The sequence below is a fragment of the Bifidobacterium erythrocebi genome, from assembly GCF_012932675.1.
Taxonomy (GTDB): Bacteria; Actinomycetota; Actinomycetes; order Actinomycetales; family Bifidobacteriaceae; genus Bifidobacterium; species Bifidobacterium erythrocebi.
The window spans coordinates 372836-391934 of sequence record NZ_JAAIIF010000008.1 but is presented as its reverse complement, the minus strand read 5'-3'; the positions used below and the strand labels follow the sequence as shown (position 1 = coordinate 391934).

At 65.3% G+C, this 19099-nt stretch carries 26 protein-coding genes and 1 tRNA gene; all 27 read left to right on the top strand.

Features of this window, described 5'->3' with window-relative positions; genetic code table 11:
- The first annotated feature begins 21 nt into the window (after positions 1-21).
- Positions 22-576, top strand: coding sequence for an exonuclease domain-containing protein (locus G1C98_RS05345; RefSeq protein WP_169079948.1), 555 nt, complete (start codon positions 22-24; stop codon positions 574-576).
- The gene (locus tag G1C98_RS05340) at positions 573-851 is read left to right on the top strand and encodes a hypothetical protein (RefSeq protein WP_169079946.1); all 279 of its coding nucleotides are present in this window, start codon (positions 573-575) and stop codon (positions 849-851) included. The genes G1C98_RS05345 and G1C98_RS05340 overlap by 4 nt, the downstream gene beginning before the upstream one ends.
- The gene (locus tag G1C98_RS05335) at positions 848-1024 is read left to right on the top strand and encodes a hypothetical protein (protein ID WP_169079944.1); all 177 of its coding nucleotides are present in this window, start codon (positions 848-850) and stop codon (positions 1022-1024) included. Before G1C98_RS05340 ends, G1C98_RS05335 begins: the two co-directional genes overlap by 4 nt.
- A 10-nt stretch (positions 1025-1034) precedes the next feature.
- Positions 1035-1364, top strand: a complete 330-nt coding sequence (locus tag G1C98_RS05330) for a hypothetical protein (RefSeq protein ID WP_169079942.1) — start codon at positions 1035-1037, stop codon at positions 1362-1364.
- Entirely contained in the window at positions 1361-1489 is a 129-nt protein-coding gene (locus G1C98_RS05325) for an antitoxin (protein ID WP_169079940.1), read from the top strand. The genes G1C98_RS05330 and G1C98_RS05325 overlap by 4 nt, the downstream gene beginning before the upstream one ends.
- A 71-nt stretch (positions 1490-1560) precedes the next feature.
- Positions 1561-2319, top strand: coding sequence for a hypothetical protein (locus G1C98_RS05320; RefSeq protein ID WP_169079938.1), 759 nt, complete (start codon positions 1561-1563; stop codon positions 2317-2319).
- 155 nt (positions 2320-2474) lie between these two features.
- Positions 2475-2807, top strand: coding sequence for a hypothetical protein (locus G1C98_RS05315; protein WP_169079936.1), 333 nt, complete (start codon positions 2475-2477; stop codon positions 2805-2807).
- Positions 2808-2926: 119 nt separating this feature from the next.
- Positions 2927-3337: a hypothetical protein gene (locus tag G1C98_RS05310; protein ID WP_169079934.1), complete on the top strand. Its 411-nt coding sequence runs from the start codon at positions 2927-2929 to the stop codon at positions 3335-3337.
- Positions 3297-4754: a phage terminase large subunit gene (locus G1C98_RS05305; RefSeq protein WP_169079932.1), complete on the top strand. Its 1458-nt coding sequence runs from the start codon at positions 3297-3299 to the stop codon at positions 4752-4754. Before G1C98_RS05310 ends, G1C98_RS05305 begins: the two co-directional genes overlap by 41 nt.
- Positions 4751-6223: a phage portal protein gene (locus G1C98_RS05300; RefSeq protein WP_169079930.1), complete on the top strand. Its 1473-nt coding sequence runs from the start codon at positions 4751-4753 to the stop codon at positions 6221-6223. The genes G1C98_RS05305 and G1C98_RS05300 overlap by 4 nt, the downstream gene beginning before the upstream one ends.
- Positions 6156-7499 carry a VG15 protein gene (locus G1C98_RS05295; RefSeq protein WP_169079928.1) on the top strand — a complete coding sequence of 448 codons (1344 nt, stop codon included), beginning with the start codon at positions 6156-6158 and terminating at the stop codon, positions 7497-7499. Before G1C98_RS05300 ends, G1C98_RS05295 begins: the two co-directional genes overlap by 68 nt.
- A 64-nt stretch (positions 7500-7563) precedes the next feature.
- Positions 7564-7649 (top strand) — tRNA-Tyr (locus G1C98_RS05290).
- Positions 7650-7708: 59 nt separating this feature from the next.
- Positions 7709-8290 carry a hypothetical protein gene (locus G1C98_RS05285; RefSeq protein WP_169079926.1) on the top strand — a complete coding sequence of 194 codons (582 nt, stop codon included), beginning with the start codon at positions 7709-7711 and terminating at the stop codon, positions 8288-8290.
- A gap of 27 nt (positions 8291-8317) precedes the next feature.
- Entirely contained in the window at positions 8318-9274 is a 957-nt protein-coding gene (locus G1C98_RS05280; RefSeq protein WP_169079924.1) for a major capsid protein, read from the top strand.
- Positions 9267-9503: a hypothetical protein gene (locus G1C98_RS05275; protein WP_169079922.1), complete on the top strand. Its 237-nt coding sequence runs from the start codon at positions 9267-9269 to the stop codon at positions 9501-9503. Before G1C98_RS05280 ends, G1C98_RS05275 begins: the two co-directional genes overlap by 8 nt.
- Entirely contained in the window at positions 9500-9889 is a 390-nt protein-coding gene (locus G1C98_RS05270; protein ID WP_169079920.1) for a Gp19/Gp15/Gp42 family protein, read from the top strand. The genes G1C98_RS05275 and G1C98_RS05270 overlap by 4 nt, the downstream gene beginning before the upstream one ends.
- A gap of 8 nt (positions 9890-9897) precedes the next feature.
- On the top strand, positions 9898-10227 hold the full coding sequence (locus tag G1C98_RS05265; protein ID WP_236028168.1) for a hypothetical protein: 330 nt from the start codon (positions 9898-9900) through the stop codon (positions 10225-10227).
- Between the two features lie 3 nt (positions 10228-10230).
- The gene (locus tag G1C98_RS05260) at positions 10231-10494 is read left to right on the top strand and encodes a hypothetical protein (protein ID WP_169079918.1); all 264 of its coding nucleotides are present in this window, start codon (positions 10231-10233) and stop codon (positions 10492-10494) included.
- A complete protein-coding gene (locus tag G1C98_RS05255; protein ID WP_169079916.1) occupies positions 10494-10859 on the top strand; it encodes a hypothetical protein in 366 nt (121 codons plus the stop codon). Before G1C98_RS05260 ends, G1C98_RS05255 begins: the two co-directional genes overlap by 1 nt.
- A gap of 13 nt (positions 10860-10872) precedes the next feature.
- Positions 10873-11457 carry a phage tail tube protein gene (locus tag G1C98_RS05250; RefSeq protein WP_169079914.1) on the top strand — a complete coding sequence of 195 codons (585 nt, stop codon included), beginning with the start codon at positions 10873-10875 and terminating at the stop codon, positions 11455-11457.
- Between the two features lie 102 nt (positions 11458-11559).
- Complete coding sequence (locus G1C98_RS05245; protein WP_169079912.1) at positions 11560-11874, top strand: hypothetical protein; 315 nt, start codon at positions 11560-11562, stop codon at positions 11872-11874.
- On the top strand, positions 11874-12251 hold the full coding sequence (locus G1C98_RS05240) for a DUF5361 domain-containing protein (RefSeq protein ID WP_240944916.1): 378 nt from the start codon (positions 11874-11876) through the stop codon (positions 12249-12251). The genes G1C98_RS05245 and G1C98_RS05240 overlap by 1 nt, the downstream gene beginning before the upstream one ends.
- 17 nt (positions 12252-12268) lie before the next feature.
- A complete protein-coding gene (locus tag G1C98_RS05235) occupies positions 12269-15343 on the top strand; it encodes a tape measure protein (protein ID WP_169079910.1) in 3075 nt (1024 codons plus the stop codon).
- A complete protein-coding gene (locus G1C98_RS05230; protein ID WP_169079908.1) occupies positions 15330-16157 on the top strand; it encodes a hypothetical protein in 828 nt (275 codons plus the stop codon). The genes G1C98_RS05235 and G1C98_RS05230 overlap by 14 nt, the downstream gene beginning before the upstream one ends.
- On the top strand, positions 16148-18052 hold the full coding sequence (locus tag G1C98_RS05225; RefSeq protein ID WP_169079906.1) for a head fiber protein: 1905 nt from the start codon (positions 16148-16150) through the stop codon (positions 18050-18052). The genes G1C98_RS05230 and G1C98_RS05225 overlap by 10 nt, the downstream gene beginning before the upstream one ends.
- A gap of 11 nt (positions 18053-18063) precedes the next feature.
- Positions 18064-18297, top strand: a complete 234-nt coding sequence (locus tag G1C98_RS05220) for a hypothetical protein (RefSeq protein ID WP_065439089.1) — start codon at positions 18064-18066, stop codon at positions 18295-18297.
- Position 18298: 1 nt separating this feature from the next.
- Positions 18299-19093 (top strand): hypothetical protein, encoded by a 795-nt coding sequence (locus tag G1C98_RS05215; protein WP_169079904.1) that lies wholly within the window; start codon positions 18299-18301, stop codon positions 19091-19093.
- The last annotated feature ends 6 nt before the right edge of the window (positions 19094-19099 follow it).

Sequence of the window (19099 nt, the reverse complement as noted above, 5' to 3'; positions counted from 1 at the left end):
GAACCACACGAAAGGAAAACCATGAACGAACTCAAACCCGACGCGCTCCTCTGGATCGACGTCGAGACCACCGGCATCGACCCCGAACACGACCAGCTCCTCGAGATCGCCATCCGATGCACCAGCACGGACGCCGGGACCGACATCGCCGCCTGCCACAGGATCATCCGCCCCGAACGGCTCGACCTCACCGCCATGGACCACACCGTCTTCACCATGCACACCGACAACGGGCTCCTCCACGCCATCCTCGACGCCGACCCGCAGACCCACAGCCCGCAGGCCGCACGCAACGCCATCGAGGAGACCATCGAAAACCTAGCCGACCGGTTCCACCTCATCCCCGCAGGCACCAACCCCGCATTCGACCTCGCCTTCACCCGCAAGGCCGGATACCAAATCGACGGCCTGCTCGACTACCGCGCCCTCGACCTCAGCACACTCCGCTGGTGGCGCAGATTCCACCACCGGCCCGACCCATGGGCCGACCACCACGCCACCAGCCACCGCGCCCTCGACTGCATCCAACGCGACATCCGGGAATACCGCCACTACCACCAGGAGGAAGACCAATGAGAAACACCACCACACGCGCCGCGCTCGCCGCCACGATCCTCGCCACAAGCATCGCGCTCGCCGGCTGCGCCGCCACCGGCACGACCGGCACCGCCGCACCCGCCCAGACCGCATGCCACAGGCTCAACACCGGCAACAGCGACCCCATAATCACCCAATGCGACCTCACCCTCGAAGACACCCGCCACGTCACCTGCATCACCATCGGCGTCCAGAAAGGCATCACATGCGACTGGGCGCACGCCAGCGGAACCGACAAGGAGCCCGCACGATGACCGAACAGGAGAAACACGACGCCATCCAGGCATTCAGCCGCATCTGCACCGACTGCGCCACCACCGGCATCACCGCCGCCCGCACAGGAGACGCCGAAACCGTCATCCACGTCGCCGAACAGATCATCGGCCAGGGCCGACGCATCATCCGACTCATCAACACCGCCGACTGAAAGGAGCCAGATGAAAAACATGCTCGACACCATCCGGCAAACCCTCGCATTCGCCACAGCGCTCGCACTCATCACGGCCATCTGGATCCTCGACCTCATCGAACAGCACGCCAAACCAAAGGAAACCAAAACAACGAACACCACATTCATCACCATCAGCCACCGAACCCTCGCCATACGAACCACCCGCAACACACTCGGATGGACAGGCGAACTCCTCAACCCCGACGGCCCCACCACATGGAAGATCGCCGTCACCCACAGACCCACCCGACAAGCCTGCATCAGACACCTCACCCGCATCGCGGGCCGTCACACCACACAAAAGGAAACACGATGAAACAAACCATGAAAGACCTCATCCTCAACTGGCACCACGCCGGCTACACCATCGACGAAATCGCACCCCTCATCCCGCAAATCCCACCAGACGAAATCCAAGCCATCATCACCCACCAGGCATAAAAAAGCCCCACCCGACACCGAGCAGAGGCACACCCAAAACCCATCATAGCGAGGAACGGAATGGCGAACAAATGTTCGAACACAACAACAGGACACCACACCACAGCCACCACAGCCGCCAACAAGCCAAACTCAAGCAGGCGCTCGCCGCCATCCACGACGGGGACGAGGCGCTGCTGGCCATCGCGCGCAAGCAGTGCCGCATCACCGCCGGATCCTCCGGCCACGGCGTGCGGACGGTCGCGCCGCTGCCGATCAACCTCGGCGCGTGGCAGCTGTCGCAGGACATCGACGCCTTGGTGCTCCGGCTGGCGAGGGCCGTCGGCCTGCCGACCGGGGAGCGCGACACCGTGTGGCTGTCCTGGGCGCTGGGACAGCCGTGTAACATCGAACGTTTGTTCGAACGCCCGGACGCCGCGGCCATCGTCGCGCTCGTGGACAAGGCCGCGCGGCGCATGGGGCGGTTCCTGGAACCCGAGCCGGACCGCACCATGATCGGCCGGTGCCTCGGATGCGACGGCGACCTGTGGGCCGAGCAGGCGGACATCGACGGCGGGTGGATCGTGTGCGAATCCTGCGGGCGCGAGCAGCGGGTGAGGGACGTGGCCGAGGCGCGCGTGCTCAGGCTCGCCGCCTGCGGAGCCACCGGCACCGCAGCCGAGCTCGCCGCCCTGCTCGGCAGGTGCGGGGTGCGGGTGAGGCGCGGCACGATCAGCAAGTGGAAGAGCCGCGGGATCATCAGGCCGGTCGGCGATGAGGGAGGCAAGCCGACGTACCTGCTGTGGGACATCTGGAAGGCCGTCGACAGGGAGGGCTTCAGCGCGAGTTGACAAACCCGCACTGTCGACGTATAACTAACTAAGTTGGATTTTTTCATATCCGCAGGGAGCCACGGGCCGCACGGTTCGTGGCTCTCCGCGTATCAGGGGGAGGCGTCTTCCAATGGGTGAGGGGCGCACTGTTCTGGCTTATTGGAGATCATGACATGAGCAACCCGCGTTATCGCAACGGGTATCGTCGGCGCGAGGTCCAGGCGTACTACCGGTCACGCAAGTCCGACTGCTACATCTGCGGCAGGCCCATCGACTACACGCTCCGCCCGCCACACCCATGGAGCTTCGTGGTGGACGAGACCGTGGCCATCGCCAACGGCGGCCGCGTCTGCAAGGCGAACAGCGGCCCGGCCCACCGCTGGTGCAACGCCGTCAAGGGAACGCACACGCTCGCATGGGCAAGAGCCGAAGTGAAGCGGCGGCTCTCCGGCGGCAAGCCATCGGTCGCGATGAAGCCGAGCGATTTCGAGGCCGTCGACTGGTGAACCCCAGGGGAGGATACCCCCATCGGCGGCTCGGCGGCGACCTCGGGTGCAGCGCCTATCCCTCTCCCCGTGAAAAATAAATCGTCACCGCCGATGGTGTCGGCGGACAAGGAGACGCCATGCCGATCCGAACCTGCGCCCAATGCGGCCATGCAATCCCGAAAAACGCCAGCGCCAAGCGGAAATACTGCTCCGACAACTGCCGCAAACTCGCCAGCAAGCACCGGCGATCGCCGCAAACGGAAACGTCGCTCATACCGTCGCTGCACGACGAGCCGTCGCCGCAACCGACCGACGCGCCGGCCACATACCGCGACATGCTCGAAGTCAGCCGCGCCGCGCTCATGCGCAACCTCAAGGACTCACACTGTCCGGCCACGGCCGTCGCCGGACTGAGCAAGCAGCTGCTCGCCGTCGGCAAGGAACTGCTCGAAATGGACCGCGAGAGGGAACCGGACCCGATACTCGACGACCCCGAGGAGATGGCAGATGGCAGCGGAGACGACCCATTCGACGCCGAAGCTATCTGACGCCGCCCGCGTCCTGAACATCCCCGACGGCATCGCCACCACCGGCTTCGGCCGCGTCCGCCGCGTCGCCGATCGGATCGGCATCCACTTCGACCGATGGCAGGAGGGCATCGGAACGCTCATGCTCGCCAAACGCGCCGACGGCACCTACGCCAGCTCGGTCGGCGGCATCGGCATGAGCATCTGCCGGCAGACCGGAAAGACCTTCACCGTCGGCACCATCATCGTCATCCTGTGCCTGACCACGCCGAACCTCAAGGTCATCTGGACGGCTCACCGCACACGCACCTCGGCCGAGACCTTCAAATCGATGCAGGCCCTCGTCAAACGCCCGGGACTGTCACGCCACTGCAAGGCCATCCGGCAGACCAACGGCCAGGAGGAGATAGCCTTCGCCAACGGCAGCCGCATCCTCTTCGGCGCGCGCGAACAAGGCTTCGGCCGAGGCTTCGCCGCAGTCGACGTCATCATCTTCGACGAGGCGCAGATCCTCACCGAGAAAGCCCTCGAGGACATAATCCCGACCGCCAACGCCGCGAAGAACCCGCTCATCATCCACATGGGCACCCCGCCCCGTCCGGTGGACCCTGGAGAAGTGTTCACCGACCGCCGGGCGGCCGGCCTCGCGCACGACCCCGACAGCACATGGATCGAGTTCGGGGCCGACCGCGACTGCGACACCGCCGACCCCGACGCGTGGGCCCAGGCCAACCCGAGCTACCCGCACCGCACCACGGCCACGGCCATGCTCCGCATGCTCAAGAACCTCGGCGAGGACAGCTTCCGCCGCGAAGCGCTCGGCATCTGGGACCAGGACACCGAGCACACGGCCATCGACCCCGAACTCTGGGCTCAGGCCGCCACGCCGGAACGCGCGCCCGGCGGCTGGACCGCCATGGCCATCGACATGCCGCCGCACCGCGGATGGATCACCATCGGCGCATGCCAGGCATACGAGGACGGCACCGCATACATCGACATCGCCGCGCTCAAAGGCGTCAGAAAACACGGCACCAAATGGCCCGTCGACTTCCTCGTCCGCCGATGGCCCCGCCTCGCGGCCGTCGTCATCGACGCGCAATCGCCCGCCACCGTGCTCATCCCGCCGCTCAAGGCCGCCGGCGTCGACGTCACCGTCACCAGCGCGAGCGACATGGGCAAGGCGTGCGGCCGCCTCCTCGACATGCTCCAATACCACGAACTGCGCCACAAGCCGGACGTGCGCCCGCTCGAACAGGCCGTCGCCGGCGCGACCGTCCGCAAGATCGGCGTCGAGGGCGCGTTCGGATGGAACAAACTCGGATCCGACGTCGACATCAGCCCGCTCGTCGCCGCGACGCTCGCCCTGCACGGCGCGGTCACCAGCACCCGCAGGCCGGGCGACGAACCAGAACAAAGGATGATCGAACTGCCATGACACTCCTCGAACCGATGCCTGCCACCATCGCCGGGCTGACCCCCGACGAAGAGGACGCCTTCCGCCGCCTCACCGCCAAAATCATCCGCCATCGCACCCGCAACCGCATCCGCACCGTCTACTACAACGGCCGCAACGAGCTGCACGACCTCGGCTACAGCCTGCCTCCCATCGCCAAAGACGTCGAAATCGTCGTCGGATGGCCGGAAAAGGCCGTCGAGGGGCTCGCCAACCGCGTCGTGCTCGACGGCATCACTACCCAGGACGGCAGCGACCTGAGCAAACAGGTCAGCGACCTGCTCGACGCCAACGACCTCGCGCAGACCGCGGAAAACGCGCACACCGACGCACTCGTCCACTCATGCAGCTTCGTCGCCGCGCTCCAGGGCATGCCCGACAGGGGAGAGCCGGCGGCGATCATCCAGGAGTTCCCAGCCGACGTGGCCACGGGCACATGGGACAGCCGCATCCACGGTCTCACCGAAGCCCTGCTCTACGACGTCGACGAGGATGAGACCTATGGCCGGCAGATCCGCGCATGCTACCTCATGCTCCCCGGCAAACTCGTCGGATGCGCTAGGCAGGACTGGCAGTGGAGCGTGTACGCGCGCGCCGAATGGCAGGGCCGACTGCCCGTCGAACTGCTCGCATACCGGCCGGACAGCAAACGGCCGTTCGGCCGATCGCGCATCAGCCGTACCGTCATGAGCCTGACCGACAGCGCCGTGCGCACCTTCCTGCGCTCCGAGGTGCAGGCCGAACTCTACAGCGTCCCGCCCCGATACTTCCTCGGCGTCACCGAGGACATGTTCCGCGGCAAGGACGGCAACCTCAAACCACGATGGCAGATCATGCTCGACCAGGTCCTCGCCCTGCCGCGCGACAAGCAGGGCAACCTGCCGCAGGTCGGCACGTTCACCCAGGCGAGCTTCGAGCCGCACGCCGCGCAGCTGCGCCAGACCGCCTCGATGTTCGCCGCCGCAACCAGCCTGCCGCCCGACTCGATGGGCGTGCTCACCGATAACCCGAGCTCGGCCGAGGCGATCGACAAGGCGGTCAAGGAACTCTGCCTCAACGCGGAAAGCTGCCAACGCCGCTTCGGTCCAGCATGGGAACGCATCATCGCCACCGCCGCCCGCATCGCCGGAGACGGTCAGGCCACGGCTGTGTCCAGCCAATGGCGCAACCCCGCCACGCCAAGCCGGGCCGCTGCGGCCGATGCCGCCGTGAAACTCGTCGGGGCCAACATCCTCCCCGCCGACAGCGACGTCACCTACGACATGCTCGACCTGAGCGACCGGCAACGACAGACGCTCAGGCGCGAACAACGCGCCAAACGCGCCCAGCAGGCGCTCGACCGCATCGACCAGACCATAGCCAACCAGCAGCAAGGAGCCGACAATGCAAACGGACAGCCAGCTGCCGGATACGCAGAAAGAACTGGACAAACGGCTCGACCAACTGCATGACGCCTATCTCCGGCGTCTCGAACGACTCAAGCTCGAATCGGGATGGAGCCTGGATTCGATATGGGGAGATGACCACTGGTTCCCGAACGACGAAAGCCGATGGGAAGCCGCCTGCGAAGAAGTCGAAAGCTACAACGACAAGGCAGCGCAGGCCGCCGCCGACTACTTCGAGCAGATCCGAAGCGAATGGTCGAAGTATCTCGGCACCGACCTGCCGGACTTCGACCGCCAGCCGCTCCCGGACGCCAACCGCGCGGTCTGGAAAATCGCCGGTGGATCCAACAACACCGACTATCCAGGACTCAGATACGAAGACGTCATCCCAGACGCCGATGGCCAAGTCCACAACAAATACGGCCTGCGCATCGAAGATCTCTGGCCGAAACACGCCGACCTCGACCAGTGGAAGACGTACCTGCAGCGCGTCGTCTCCACAAGCAGCCGCATCGGCATGCTCGACCGAATCGGATCCGACCCATCGAAACCACGATGGGCCCGCGTGCCCAAAGGGAAGACCTGCGAATTCTGCGTCATGCTCGCATCCCGCGGCTTCGTCTACCTGACACGCGAGACCGCCAGCCTCGGCGGCAGCTTCCACAACGGCCGATGCGACTGCGACATCGTCCCGTCATGGGGCGAACGACACATCGCCGGCTACGACCCGGAAGCGCTCTACAGGCAATACAAGGCATGCGCCGACACCATATCCGCCCTCACCACGCAGGACAAGTACAAGGAATACCTGTCGACGCTCTCCAACGAAGAGAAGGCCAAAGCCCCCGAATACAAGAAATGGAAACGAGACCTCGAACTCGCCGAGATGCGATGGCGCGACCGCACATGGCTCAACACCGGCACACCACCACCAGTCGGATATAACCCTCCGGAACTCCAGAAGGAAATATCAGACATCCGCCCGCATGAAATGCGAACGGCGCAGCGCCTCGCCGACAACGGAGTAAAGGCAACCTTCAAGATCGACGTCAAAAAGGTCCCCAACGAAAACGGCAAAGGAACACACGACGTAGGATATGCGGACCTCGAAAACGGCATCGAGATCAAGACGCTGAAAAACACATCATCCGCAAACACCATCAACTCGCATCTGAAGTCGGCATCGAAGAAGCCGGACGCCAAAACGGTCGTCATGGACAACAGCGAAAACGACGGAATGTCAGATGAAGAGCTCATCGCCTGCATCAAAAGATGCCTGGCCTTCCGCGACGGAAAAGTCTACATCATCCGCCACGACGGAAAACTCACCAGAGCACGATAAAGGCCTCAATGTCACCAAATGGTGTCAATGAGACCTTTACCAACATCAATCATAACACAGCCAAGGCTGGCTACCGAAGAGGCCGAACGGAGCCGACTGTAAATCGGCCGCGCCACGCGCGCCACGCAGGTCCGAATCCTGCGCCAGCCACTCACCGCGGACCCCGCACGCCGCGTCGCTAACCGTGCGCAAAAACCAAAGGAGCACCAATGCACTACGCCACCCACCGCCGCAACCTCATGCGCCACCTCCGCCTCATCGAAGGCGGAGACCCGCAAGGAGGCGAAGGCGAACCGCCAGCAGGCCAGAACACCGACGGCGAAGGCGACAACGCGAAGAACACCACGGCCGACAACGCCAAGGAATTCAGCCACGCGCTCGCCGCCCGCGTCGAAGAGGAAAAGGCGAAGCTCGAAGCCAAATACGCCGGATACGACGAATACAAGGCCAAGGCAGCCAAATACGACGCCAACGAAAGCGACAACGCCTCGAAGCTCGAAGCCGCCGGCAAGAGGATCGAATCGCTGACGAAGGAGATCGCCGCGCTCAAGGCAACCGCCGAACGCGAGGCCCTCATCGACCAGATAGCCAAGGACACCGGCCTCGGCCGAGACGTCATCTCCAGGCTCAAAGGCGACGGCGACGAACTCAAGGCGAACGCGAAGGCGCTCAAGGACAGCCTCAAGCCAAACCTCGGACTGCCCACCCCGCCGGCCGGCAAACCGGCCACCGGGACCACCGGCGGCATGACGCCGCTGCAGCTCCTCTCGCAGGCCTACGCGGCCAAATAACCGACAACCAGAAAGGAAACCACAACCATGGCACTCAACCTCACCGAGGCCGCGAAGCTCTCCACCGACACCCTCGCCAAGGGCGTCCTCGAGACCTTCGTGCAGGTCAGCCCGATCCTCGACCGCATCCCGCTCATGAACATCGACGGCAACGCCTACGCCTACAACGAGGAGGCGACCCTGCCCGGCGTCGCGTTCCGAGGCGTCAACGAGTCCTACACCGAGTCCACCGGCACCTTCAACCAGAAGAGCGAGAAGCTCGTCATCCTCGGCGGCGACGCGGACGTCGACAGGTTCATCCAGCAGACCCGCAGCAACGTCAACGACCAGCGCGCCGAACAGACCACGCTCAAGGTCAAGGCGATCAGCTACAAGTACCAGGAAACCTTCTTCAACGGCGACTCCAGCGTCGACACCAAGAGCTTCGACGGCCTCAAGAAGCGCCTCGCCGGCAAGCAGGTCATCGACGCCGCGGAGAACGGCCTGCCGATCCTGGGCGAATCCAACGCCGACATCCACAAGTTCCTCGACAAGCTCGACGAACTGCTCGCCGCCGTCCCGGGCATCAACTCCACCAACGGCGCCATCTACGCCTCCGCGGCCATCATCCGCAAGATCGCCAGCGCCATGCGCCACATCTCCTACGACACCACCCTCCAGCAGGACATCGTCGGCAAGCGCGTCATGCAGTGGAACGGCATCCCCCTGCTCGAGGCCGGTCAGACCGCCGCCGGCAAGGAGATCCTCGACAATGACGAGACGCAGGGCACCAACTCCACCACCACCAGCATCTACGCCGTCAAGTTCGGCGCGAGCGAGGGAGACCAGGGCGTCACCGGCCTGACCAACGGAGGCGTGCAGGTCGAGGACCTCGGCCAGCTGCAGGAAAAGCCCGCCTACAGGACCCGAATCGAGTTCTACTGCGGCCTCGGCGTGTTCTCCGGAAAGGCCGCGGCGCGACTGAAGGGAGTCATCAATGGCTGACAGGAAGCTCGACGTCACCCCGCAGGAACCGGACGAGGAGATCGGCGACGACACCCCAACGCAGCCGGAGGAGCCCGCGCAGGCCCCGGATCCGCAGCCGGAGGAGCCCGCGCCGTTCCCGCCCGCGGGCCACCGCTCAGAACGGTTCGACGCGATCCGCCCGGACGGCACGCGCGTGACCGTCACCCGCGACATCGACACCGGCGAGCAGCGCGTCACGGAGGCATGACCATGGCGTGCGCCTTCGCCGCCATCCCCGATCTCGAGGAGGTCTGGCGGGTCCTCGACGAAACTGACAGAACCAAGGCGGAACGCCTCCTCGACGCCGCAAGCCGCAAGATCCGCCTGCAATGCCCGTCATGGCGGCAGGCGGAGGAGGCCGAGCCGGGCATCTGCAAGGACATCTGCTGCGCCATGGTCAAACGCGCAATGCTGGCCTCCGACGACACGGCCGGCGTCAGCCAGCACACCGAGACCGCCGGATCCTACTCCGAAAGCTACAGCTACGCCAATCCGACTGGCGACCTGTACCTCACCTCGGCCGAGCGTTCCGACCTCGACTCGGCAGGTGCGGGCCATATGTTCACCGTCTCCATGACGGGAGGCGCCGGATGATACGGGGCATGACCGTCACGATCATCGGCCGCACGCAATCCGGCCTCGACCCCGGCGGAGACCCCATCTGGACGGAGACCGAGGAGCGGGTCGACGGAGTGCTCATCCAGGATGGCACGCAGGCCAACGGCACCGCGTCCACCAGCCCGGAAGGCATATCGGTCGACCGCACCATCCACATGCCGCGCTCATGGCCCTACCACAGCCTGCGCGGCAGCCGTATCCGGCTGCCGGACGGCGTCGAATACACGGTCATCGGCGACCCGCTGCCATACGACGGCGGGCTCGCGCCGACCAGATGGAACCTGACCGTCCAGCTCCACGACGAAAGGGGATAGACGATGACGAAGGTCAAGCTCAACCTCGAAGGCTTCCGGCAGGTGCGACGCGCGGCCGCACCGGCAGTCACCGCACAGGCCGAATCAATCGCAACGCGCGCCAACGGCATGGTCTCCACCAAGGGGGCCTCCTACCAGGCCCTCCCGGCGGTCTCGACGCCGGAGGGATGCGTCGCGCTGGCCACAACCGGGCATGGAACCGCAGCCTCCGTCAAGGCCATGGTCGACAACGCCAGACACAACACGCTCGCCAAGGCGGTCGGCTGATGGACATCGAGACCGCCATCGTCCAATGGCTCAACACCGCACCGGAACTCGACGGCATACACGCCTCCCTCAGCGTCCCACCGGACAGGCCAGCCCGGTTCATCACCGTGGAACGCACCGGAGGCATGGAGGGCCCCTACCGGTCCACGCCCATCGTCGCCATCCAGGCATGGGACTCGGAAGGCCGATACAAGGCCGCCCGGCTCGCCGAAACCGTCAAACGGCGGCTCATGCGCCTGACCGACATCGACCGCGTCGCCGACATCTCCATCGAATCCGTCACCCACCTGCCCGACCCCGGACCGCCGTTCACGGAACGCTACCAGATCCTCACACAAATCACAGTCGCCTCCATGGAGGCGTGAAAGGAAAACCACCATGGCCACAAACAGCAACAACAAGGAGAACGTCAGCCTCGGCAAGCCGAAGGCCAGCGGCTTCATCTACAGGGCACCCGCCGGCACCGACATCCCGAAGGACGCGACCACCGACCTGCCGCAAACCTTCAAATGCGTCGGATACGTCGGCGAGGACGGCGTTACCCAGTCCGCCGACGTCGACAAGACCGAAGTCAAGGACGCGGGCGGCGTGACCGTACTATCCGTCATCACCAGCTACGCCGAAACCTACCAGTTCGTCATGCTCGAACTGAACGAGACCAGCGCCACCATCCGATACGGATCCGACGCGGTCAAGGCCACAGACAACACGATGACCATCACCCACAAAATGCCGTCCGGCGAATCCGCAGTGTTCGTATTCGAACTATTGTGCACCGGCAACAAGGCACGCCGCATCGTCGTACCCGACGCGACCCCGAACGACTTCGGCGACACCCAGTACCACATCGGCGATGCCGTGGCCTACGACGTGACACTCGCCGCGAACCCATCCGACAAGATCGACGGGGGAACCAGCGTCGAATACATCGCACCCATCACCTCCCCGCAGAAGTCCGACTGACCGACACCCCGCCACACGCCCCGCCCACGCGATACAAGGTCCGCGCGGACGGGGCGCTCGCATGCCACGAGGCCTTGAGAAACAAGATAGGAAGCACCGGAAATGAGCGAAAAGAAGACGCCGCAGGACCATCTGCAGCCGAAAGACAAGCCGAAGCATGTGGAGGTGCGCGGCATACAGCTCGACATCGACCCGAAACTCTTCGACGACCTCGAAATCGTCGAACTGGTCGCCGCGGTCAACGACGGCACCCCGCAGGGGAGTCTCGCGATCGTACCGCTGATAAAGCGCATCACCGGGAGCAGATACCAGGACGTCAAGGAGACGCTGCGCGACCCGGAAACCGGCCGCGTGCCGCTCGAGGCGGTCAGCGAATTCATCAACGAGCTCATGAAGGAACTGGCCCCAAACTCCTGATGCTCGTGGCGATGCTCGACAGGGCGCCCGACAAGCTCCGGGCCGACCTGCAGCGTTACTACGGGCTCGACCTCGACGAGCTCGGCCTTTCCATCAGATGCAGGCGAATGGCCGACCTCGCCGCGAACCTCCCGCAGGAGGCGCGCATCTGGCAGGCGATCGACCCGCGCGCCGAATGGACCGACCGCGAATACCTGCTCGCCACAATCGCCGACAACACCGGCTTCCTCGCATGGAGCCAGACCAAGGAAGCCCAACATGCCAACGCCAAATGGCATGGTCGAATCCCGCGACCGGGCGAGCATGCCGCGACGCCCGACGTCGTCGCCGTGGACGTGGACGAGCTGGGGAAGATCCTCTCGCGGCCGAGGGGATGACGGAAGGAGCCGGAATAATGGCGATCGAAATAGCGACCGCATACGTGCAGATCGTCCCATCGATGAAGGGCGTCGGCACGGCCATCGTAGACGCCTTCGCCGGCGCGGCCGGCAAGGCCGGCTCCCAAGCGGGGAACACGGCCGGCGAAACGATGCGCGGCGGACTGGCCGCGAAGACCGGCGCGATCATGGGAGCCGTCAGCACCATCACCAGCAAGGTCGGCAACGTCATCGGCTCCAGCCTGAGCAGCGCCATCAGCCGCGCCGACCAGATGAACAACTTCCCGAAGGTCATGCGGAACCTGGGCTACAGCTCCGAGGACGCCGCGGCCAGCATCAAGAAGATCAGCCAATCCCTCGACGGCCTGCCGACCACGTCATCCGCGATGACGGGCATGGTCCAGCAGCTCGCGCCGCTGACCAGCAGCCTCGACGAGGCCACGAACATCAGCCTCGCCTTCAACAACGCCATGCTTGCGGGCGGGGCATCGACCATGGAACAGGAGAACGCGCTCGAACAGTACACGCAGATGCTCTCCGCCGGCAAGGTCGACATGCAGGCATGGCGGTCCATCCAGGCGGCCATGCCCGGACAGCTCAACCAGCTGGCGCAGGCGCTGCTCGGTGCCGGCAAGAACGGCAACGACCTGTACGACGCGATGAAGGACGGCACCGTCTCGTTCGACCAGTTCAACAAGGCCGTCGTCAAACTCAACAGCGACGGATTCGGGCAATACGCCTCGTTCGCCCAACAGGCCAAGGACGCGACCCAAGGCATCGGAACCGCCATGGAGAACGTCAAGAACCGCGTCGCCAAAGCCGTGCAGAAGGTCATCGAAGCCATAGGCACCGAACAGATAGCAGGGGCAATCAACTCGTTCTCAAGCCAGTTCGGCAGGATCGGCGACATCGCCGCCGACGCCACGACCGCCGCCAAGAACTCCATCGCAGACCTGTGGAACAAGATCGGACAGACCGACGCCATCAACGGGCTCAAGACCAGATGGGCCGGTCTGGTGGCGACGTTCCGGAACATCGACTGGTCAGGCCTGCTGCCCGGAAAGGACATCGAGGGGCTGCAGTGGACCGTCGCATCGGTAACGGCCGACATCATCGACAGGATCGGCGACCTTCTCGGCATCGCCGGCCGTTGCGCCTCCGGCATCGCAGAACTTGCCAGGGGATTCACCCAGACAGCCGCCATCGCCTCGTTCACCGACCTCATCGGTTCGGTCGCCGACCTCATCCGAGACCTATGGTCCGCCATAGGCGACGTCATCGGCAGGATGACCGGGCTGGCCGGTGCGGCGGGAAGCGCCACCACCTTCGGACAGGCCATCGGCAACGCCTTCAGAACGGCGATCGACGCGATCAGACCCGTCATCAATCTCCTCGACGACCTCGCCAACTGGTGCGGGCAGCACTCCGGCGCGGTCGCGACGGCGCTCTCCGCGATAGGAGGGGCGTTCGCCGCGTTCAAGACCGCGCAGGCCGTGACCGCCGCAGTCGCACATCTCAAGGACCTTGGAGCCGCGGCGAGCCTTGCCTCCGAGGCGATGAAAGGAGGAAAGGGCGCGTTCGCCGCGATCAGCGAATCCATCAGCGCGCTCGGAACCGACGCCGGAGGAATCACCTCCGCCATCGGAGGACTCGCAGGCAGACTCGCCGGCCTGCAAGCCTCCGCAGTCAAGGCCGGCGGCGGCATCAAGGGGCTGAGCGCGGCCCTCGGACTCGGCCCGTGGGGACTCGTCGCCGCGGGCATCGCCGCCGTCGTGGCCGGACTCGTCTGGTTCTTCACGCAGACCAAGACCGGACAGCAGCTCTGGGCGTCGTTCACGTCGTTCCTCTCGTCAGCATGGCAGTCGGCCGTAAGCACGGTCGTCTCCATCGGCCAGACCATCGCCTCGTTCTTCACGTCCACGCTCCCGTCGGCCATCCAAAGCGTCGGGCAATGGTTCCAGCAGCTGCCCGGCAGCATAGCCTCGTGGCTCGCCGGGGCCGCGTCGGCCGTCGCCGCATGGGCTGTGAGCCTTGGCCAGTCCGCGTTGCAGGCCGGCCAGCAGTTCATCACGAATCTCGCCAACGCGATCATGAACCTGCCCGAGACGATCGCCTACTGGCTCGGCTACACCGTCACCACCATCGTCCTGTACGCCGCCGCGTTCGGCGCGCAGGCCCTCCAGATGGGCAGCCAGTTCGTGCAGAACGTCGGCTCTTTCCTCACCCAGCTGCCCGGCAACATCGCCTCCTGGCTCGCCTCGGCCCTGGCCGCGATCGGCGCATGGGCCATCCAGACGGCCATGCAGGCCATGCAGGCCGGCAGCCAGTTCCTCGCGAACCTCGGAAACTTCCTCTCCCAGCTGCCCGGACGCGTCCAGGCATGGGTCGCCGGCGCGCTCGCCGCCGTCGCCGGCTGGGCGATCCAGATGGCCGCCAGGGGACTGCAGGCCGGCAGCCAGTTCGTACAGAACACCGGCACGTTCCTCTCCCAGCTGCCGGCAAGGGTCGGGACATGGCTGCTGTCCACCATCGCGCGGGCCGCCAGCTTCGCCAGCCAGATGGGCTCCAAGGCTGTTCAGGCCTCGACCCAGTTCGCGTCGAACCTCGTCAACGGGCTCACCTCGCTGCCGGGAAGGATGCTCAGCATCGGCGCGAACATCGTCGACGGCATCGTCAACGGCATCCAGAGCAAGATCGGCAGCGTCGCATCCAGCCTGCTCAGCGGCGTCAACAACGCCATCGACGCGGTCAAGAGCAAGCTCGGCATCAACTCGCCGTCCAGGCTCATGCGCGACGAGGTCGGCGTGATGATCGGCCGCGGCCTGGCACTGGGCATCGACGATTCCGCTGCAGTGGTCGACCGGAGCATGGACTCGCTCGTCTCCTCGATGAGCCTCGACGGCACGGACTGGTCGAAGACCGGACGCCTGAACGTCACCGGCGTCGCCGGCGGCACGACGGAAGGCGACATCCGTGAGCTCATCGCCGCGGTCGAATCGCTGCACGACGACCTCGGCCCGATCATCGCACGGTACGCGCCGACCATCAGCGACCGTGACTTCGCAAGGAAGGTGAGGAATGCGATCGCTTGAATACGTGAGCACGGCCACCGGCGGGAGCATCGGATTCGAGGGCCCGCTGTACGGCGAGACGCTCACCGGCCTGCGCGGCCGCGCATGGGACTACAGCCTCTCATCGCGCGGCCTGACGGGCGTCACCCGCAAGACCCGCGAGGAGACCGTCACCGTCAAGATCCACGATTCGCCGGCCACGCTCGACCTGCTCGCCCGCCTCGCCGACGCCGACATGGCCGCCGGCAGCCCCGGCACGCTCGTGGCCGACGGCGAATGGGAGACCCGCGCGTGGATCGCGAAGAGCGACCCGCAGTCCATCACGCCCACGATGGTCGAGACCCAGCTGACCGTAGTGCTCCTGGACGGCGTATGGCGGCGAGAGACCACCGCACACCACGACCCGCGGACCGACAAATCCGACAGCTGGCTCGACCACCCGTACGACTACCCGCACGACTACAGCGGAATGAGCATCCTCGACACGGTCGCCAACCCGGGCGGCACTCCGCTGCCCATCCGCCTCACGGTCTTCGGCCCCTGCGTCAACCCGTACATCGTCATCGGATCCAACCGGTACGAGGTCGACGCGACCATCCCGGCCGGCAGCCGTCTCGAGATCGACGCGACGGCCGATGCCAGGACGGTCGTCATGATCTCCGGCACCGGCCTGCGCACGAACCTCTTCGCCAAGGCCGTGCGCGGCACAGGCCGCGGATCCGGCACCTACATCTTCGAACCGCTGCCGACCGGCACGAGCACGATCAGCTGGGCCGGCGGCTTCGAGTTCGACCTGACCGTCATCGAGGAGAGGAGCGAGGCGCCATGGACCTGATCGTCACCGACCCGGACGGCACACCGACCGGCTCGTACGCCTCGTGGACGCTCGACCTCGCATACGGCAGCGGGGAGAACGACTTCGACCTCCAATGCCCCGCACGGCTGAAGCCCGGCTGCCGCTGGTGGGTCGACGGGACAGGCTGGGGCGGCATCGTCGACGACGTGAAGACCAGCGTCACCGGCGGCGAAGGCGAGCTCACCTACCACGGGCGCGACTGGCACGGCCTGCTCGCATCGAAGATCCTCGAACCCGACAAGGGCAAGGACTACCTGACCATGAGCGGCACGATCGGAACGCTCCTGCGCACCGTGATCTCCCGCATCGGACTGCAGAACCTCCTCACCGTCACCGAGAACACCACGAAGACCGCCAGCTGGCGGTTCGACCGGTACTGCGACGCATGGAGCGGCCTGTCGAAGATGCTGCGCGGATCCGGCCTGCGACTGCGCGTCGCCGCCGCGCAGAACGGCGTTACAGTCGACGCGCCGCCGATCACGGCCGCCGGGGACAGCATTGACTCCGACCTCATCGACTTCGACGCCACCCTCGCCTCGCATCCGATTAACCACCTGATCTGCCTCGGCAAGGGCGAACTCAAGGACAGGATCGTCGTCCACTGGTACGCCGACCAGAAAGGCACGCTCAGCCACACGCAGACCATCAAGGGGGCGGACGAGCGCACAAGCGTGTATGAGCTCAGCAACGCCGACGCCGCCGAACTCGAGACCAAAGGCAAGCAGAAGCTCCTGGAACTGCGCGACAGCGGCAGCATCGACGTGACCGTTGCGGACGGGCTCGACCTCGACGTGGGCGACACCGTGACCGGCCGCGACAACACCACCGGTCTGCAAGTCACCGCCGAAATCACCAAGAAGATCGTCAAGATCTCGGACGGCCTGCCGACCATCACCTACGAGGCGACCACCGCATCTACGGAATCGACCGGCGAGACCGGCGGCGGTGGATCAAGCTCCGGAGACGGCCACGCCTACTACGCCGGCAGCGGCCTCACCCTCTCCAACTGGACGTTCAGCGCCGACGTGACCACAAGCGACCTCGAAGCAGTGCGCAGGACCGCCACCGAAGCCAACAAGGCCGCAAGCGATGCCGCCGCCGAAATCGCCGGCGCACGAGACCTCGCCACCCAGGCGGACGGCAAGGCCGACAAGGCGCAAACCACCGCTGATGCGGCGAACACACTCGCAGCCCAGGCGAAAGACACGGCACAGGAGCGGGTGAAGACCATCGCCGCCGGCACAGGCGTCACCGCCACCCGCGCCGGAAGCACGGTGACCCTGACCGCGCCGAACACGCTGCCCGCGCCCACCAGACTCACCAGCACCGACCTCAACACGCTCAAAACCGGCTGGGGCGCCTACTGGGCTGGCGGCGGCAACACCTGCTCGCACAAGCCAAGCGGCGTCGGACACTTTGGCCTGATCGTGCAACGCACCGCACTCGGCTGGACCACCCAACTCCTCACCGACCCGCAGACCGGGAAGATCTGGCGTCGCACCTGGAACTCCAACAGCTGGGACGAATGGAAGGCGCTGGCCGAGGACCGGGACGCGACCACGACGATCCACGGCCTCATGAGCAGCGGAGACAAGAAGAAGCTCGACAGCATCCAGGACGGAGCGAACGCCTACACTCTGCCCGTGGCCGCAACGGATACCATCGGCGGCGTCAAACCCGACGGCAAAACCATCACCATCGGCGAGGACGGCACCATCACCGCACAATCCAGCGCGACAGCGGCATCCTTCCTCGCCGCACACCCAATCGGCTCGCTCTACTGGTGCGTCACCGGCAACCCCACCGACCAGGGCGGCACATGGAAGGAAATCCCCACAATCATCGGAGGACACGTCTGGCAAAGACTCGCCTGAAAGGAGCCATCATGGCAAAAACCACGAACATCACCAAATACACATGCGACCGCTGCCACGACAGCGCATACCTCACCGACGGAGATCCGCGCACGTCGAGCGACTGGCACCAGATCAAACACACCACCGCGGACGGAGTGACGCAGGAGGCGCTGGCATGCACCTCATGCCAGCAGGAATTCAAGAAACTCGCCGCCACGCAGGACGCGGCCTACACGGCATGGCTTACCGAGGGAAAGGACTGACATGACCACCACGCTCATCACAGGCAAGGGCGGCACACCGCACATCACCAGCGGCGACATGGGCGCCATGCAGGCCGGAATCATCGGCAACGGCAGCTACCTGCTGCAGGGCAGCGACGGCACTTTCCCCACGGTGACCATGCAGGATGCGAATCACGCGCTGATCCCCGTCCTCAACCTCGTGGTCGAAGGACGATACGCGCGAGTCACCGAGGCCGAGACCGCGACCATCGAAAGCGGCGTGAGCGGCCAGAACCGCAACGACCTCGTCTGCCTCAAATACACACGGAACAATCAGAACATCGAGACCGCTGCCATCGCCGTGCTCAAAGGCACGCCAAACACCAGAACGGCCGCCGACCCGACCGTCCCGTCGGGCAGCATCCACTCGGCCTCCGGCACGGCGTGGATCCCGATCGCCCGCATCCCGATCAGCGGGATCACGCCCGGCACGCCGGTCATGCTCATCAAACAGCTGCCTCCCATGTCGAAGCTGTGGGATTCCGTAACCCTGTACAACGCGAAGGGCTTCACGGTCATCCGCACCGGCATGATGATGCTCGTCAAATATTCCGGCAATATCGGTAAGGGCAGTTGGGATTCAGCGCAATGCGAATACGTGCTGCCCGCCGAACTGCGCCCGCCTGTCGAGGTCAATGCGATGGTGTGCGTGTCGAACGGGCAGACGGCGAGAATGCTCATCGTCAAGCCGGACGGAACCATCCGATGCTCGAACATGGGAGCCGCGGGCAGCAATCAGGGTTGCGTCGGCTCGCTCTGCTATCCGGTCGTCTGATCGACG

What these genes read in the sequence shown, in the direction of transcription:
- G1C98_RS05345 (WP_169079948.1), top strand. Translation starts at nt 22, where the DNA reads ATGAACGAACTCAAACCCGACGCGCTCCTCTGGATCGACGTCGAGACC.
- G1C98_RS05340 (WP_169079946.1), top strand. Translation starts at nt 573, where the DNA reads ATGAGAAACACCACCACACGCGCCGCGCTCGCCGCCACGATCCTCGCC.
- G1C98_RS05335 (WP_169079944.1), top strand. Translation starts at nt 848, where the DNA reads ATGACCGAACAGGAGAAACACGACGCCATCCAGGCATTCAGCCGCATC.
- G1C98_RS05330 (WP_169079942.1), top strand. Translation starts at nt 1,035, where the DNA reads ATGAAAAACATGCTCGACACCATCCGGCAAACCCTCGCATTCGCCACA.
- G1C98_RS05325 (WP_169079940.1), top strand. Translation starts at nt 1,361, where the DNA reads ATGAAACAAACCATGAAAGACCTCATCCTCAACTGGCACCACGCCGGC.
- G1C98_RS05320 (WP_169079938.1), top strand. Translation starts at nt 1,561, where the DNA reads ATGTTCGAACACAACAACAGGACACCACACCACAGCCACCACAGCCGC.
- G1C98_RS05315 (WP_169079936.1), top strand. Translation starts at nt 2,475, where the DNA reads ATGAGCAACCCGCGTTATCGCAACGGGTATCGTCGGCGCGAGGTCCAG.
- G1C98_RS05310 (WP_169079934.1), top strand. Translation starts at nt 2,927, where the DNA reads ATGCCGATCCGAACCTGCGCCCAATGCGGCCATGCAATCCCGAAAAAC.
- G1C98_RS05305 (WP_169079932.1), top strand. Translation starts at nt 3,297, where the DNA reads ATGGCAGCGGAGACGACCCATTCGACGCCGAAGCTATCTGACGCCGCC.
- G1C98_RS05300 (WP_169079930.1), top strand. Translation starts at nt 4,751, where the DNA reads ATGACACTCCTCGAACCGATGCCTGCCACCATCGCCGGGCTGACCCCC.
- G1C98_RS05295 (WP_169079928.1), top strand. Translation starts at nt 6,156, where the DNA reads ATGCAAACGGACAGCCAGCTGCCGGATACGCAGAAAGAACTGGACAAA.
- G1C98_RS05285 (WP_169079926.1), top strand. Translation starts at nt 7,709, where the DNA reads ATGCACTACGCCACCCACCGCCGCAACCTCATGCGCCACCTCCGCCTC.
- G1C98_RS05280 (WP_169079924.1), top strand. Translation starts at nt 8,318, where the DNA reads ATGGCACTCAACCTCACCGAGGCCGCGAAGCTCTCCACCGACACCCTC.
- G1C98_RS05275 (WP_169079922.1), top strand. Translation starts at nt 9,267, where the DNA reads ATGGCTGACAGGAAGCTCGACGTCACCCCGCAGGAACCGGACGAGGAG.
- G1C98_RS05270 (WP_169079920.1), top strand. Translation starts at nt 9,500, where the DNA reads ATGACCATGGCGTGCGCCTTCGCCGCCATCCCCGATCTCGAGGAGGTC.
- G1C98_RS05265 (WP_236028168.1), top strand. Translation starts at nt 9,898, where the DNA reads ATGACCGTCACGATCATCGGCCGCACGCAATCCGGCCTCGACCCCGGC.
- G1C98_RS05260 (WP_169079918.1), top strand. Translation starts at nt 10,231, where the DNA reads ATGACGAAGGTCAAGCTCAACCTCGAAGGCTTCCGGCAGGTGCGACGC.
- G1C98_RS05255 (WP_169079916.1), top strand. Translation starts at nt 10,494, where the DNA reads ATGGACATCGAGACCGCCATCGTCCAATGGCTCAACACCGCACCGGAA.
- G1C98_RS05250 (WP_169079914.1), top strand. Translation starts at nt 10,873, where the DNA reads ATGGCCACAAACAGCAACAACAAGGAGAACGTCAGCCTCGGCAAGCCG.
- G1C98_RS05245 (WP_169079912.1), top strand. Translation starts at nt 11,560, where the DNA reads ATGAGCGAAAAGAAGACGCCGCAGGACCATCTGCAGCCGAAAGACAAG.
- G1C98_RS05240 (WP_240944916.1), top strand. Translation starts at nt 11,874, where the DNA reads ATGCTCGTGGCGATGCTCGACAGGGCGCCCGACAAGCTCCGGGCCGAC.
- G1C98_RS05235 (WP_169079910.1), top strand. Translation starts at nt 12,269, where the DNA reads ATGGCGATCGAAATAGCGACCGCATACGTGCAGATCGTCCCATCGATG.
- G1C98_RS05230 (WP_169079908.1), top strand. Translation starts at nt 15,330, where the DNA reads ATGCGATCGCTTGAATACGTGAGCACGGCCACCGGCGGGAGCATCGGA.
- G1C98_RS05225 (WP_169079906.1), top strand. Translation starts at nt 16,148, where the DNA reads ATGGACCTGATCGTCACCGACCCGGACGGCACACCGACCGGCTCGTAC.
- G1C98_RS05220 (WP_065439089.1), top strand. Translation starts at nt 18,064, where the DNA reads ATGGCAAAAACCACGAACATCACCAAATACACATGCGACCGCTGCCAC.
- G1C98_RS05215 (WP_169079904.1), top strand. Translation starts at nt 18,299, where the DNA reads ATGACCACCACGCTCATCACAGGCAAGGGCGGCACACCGCACATCACC.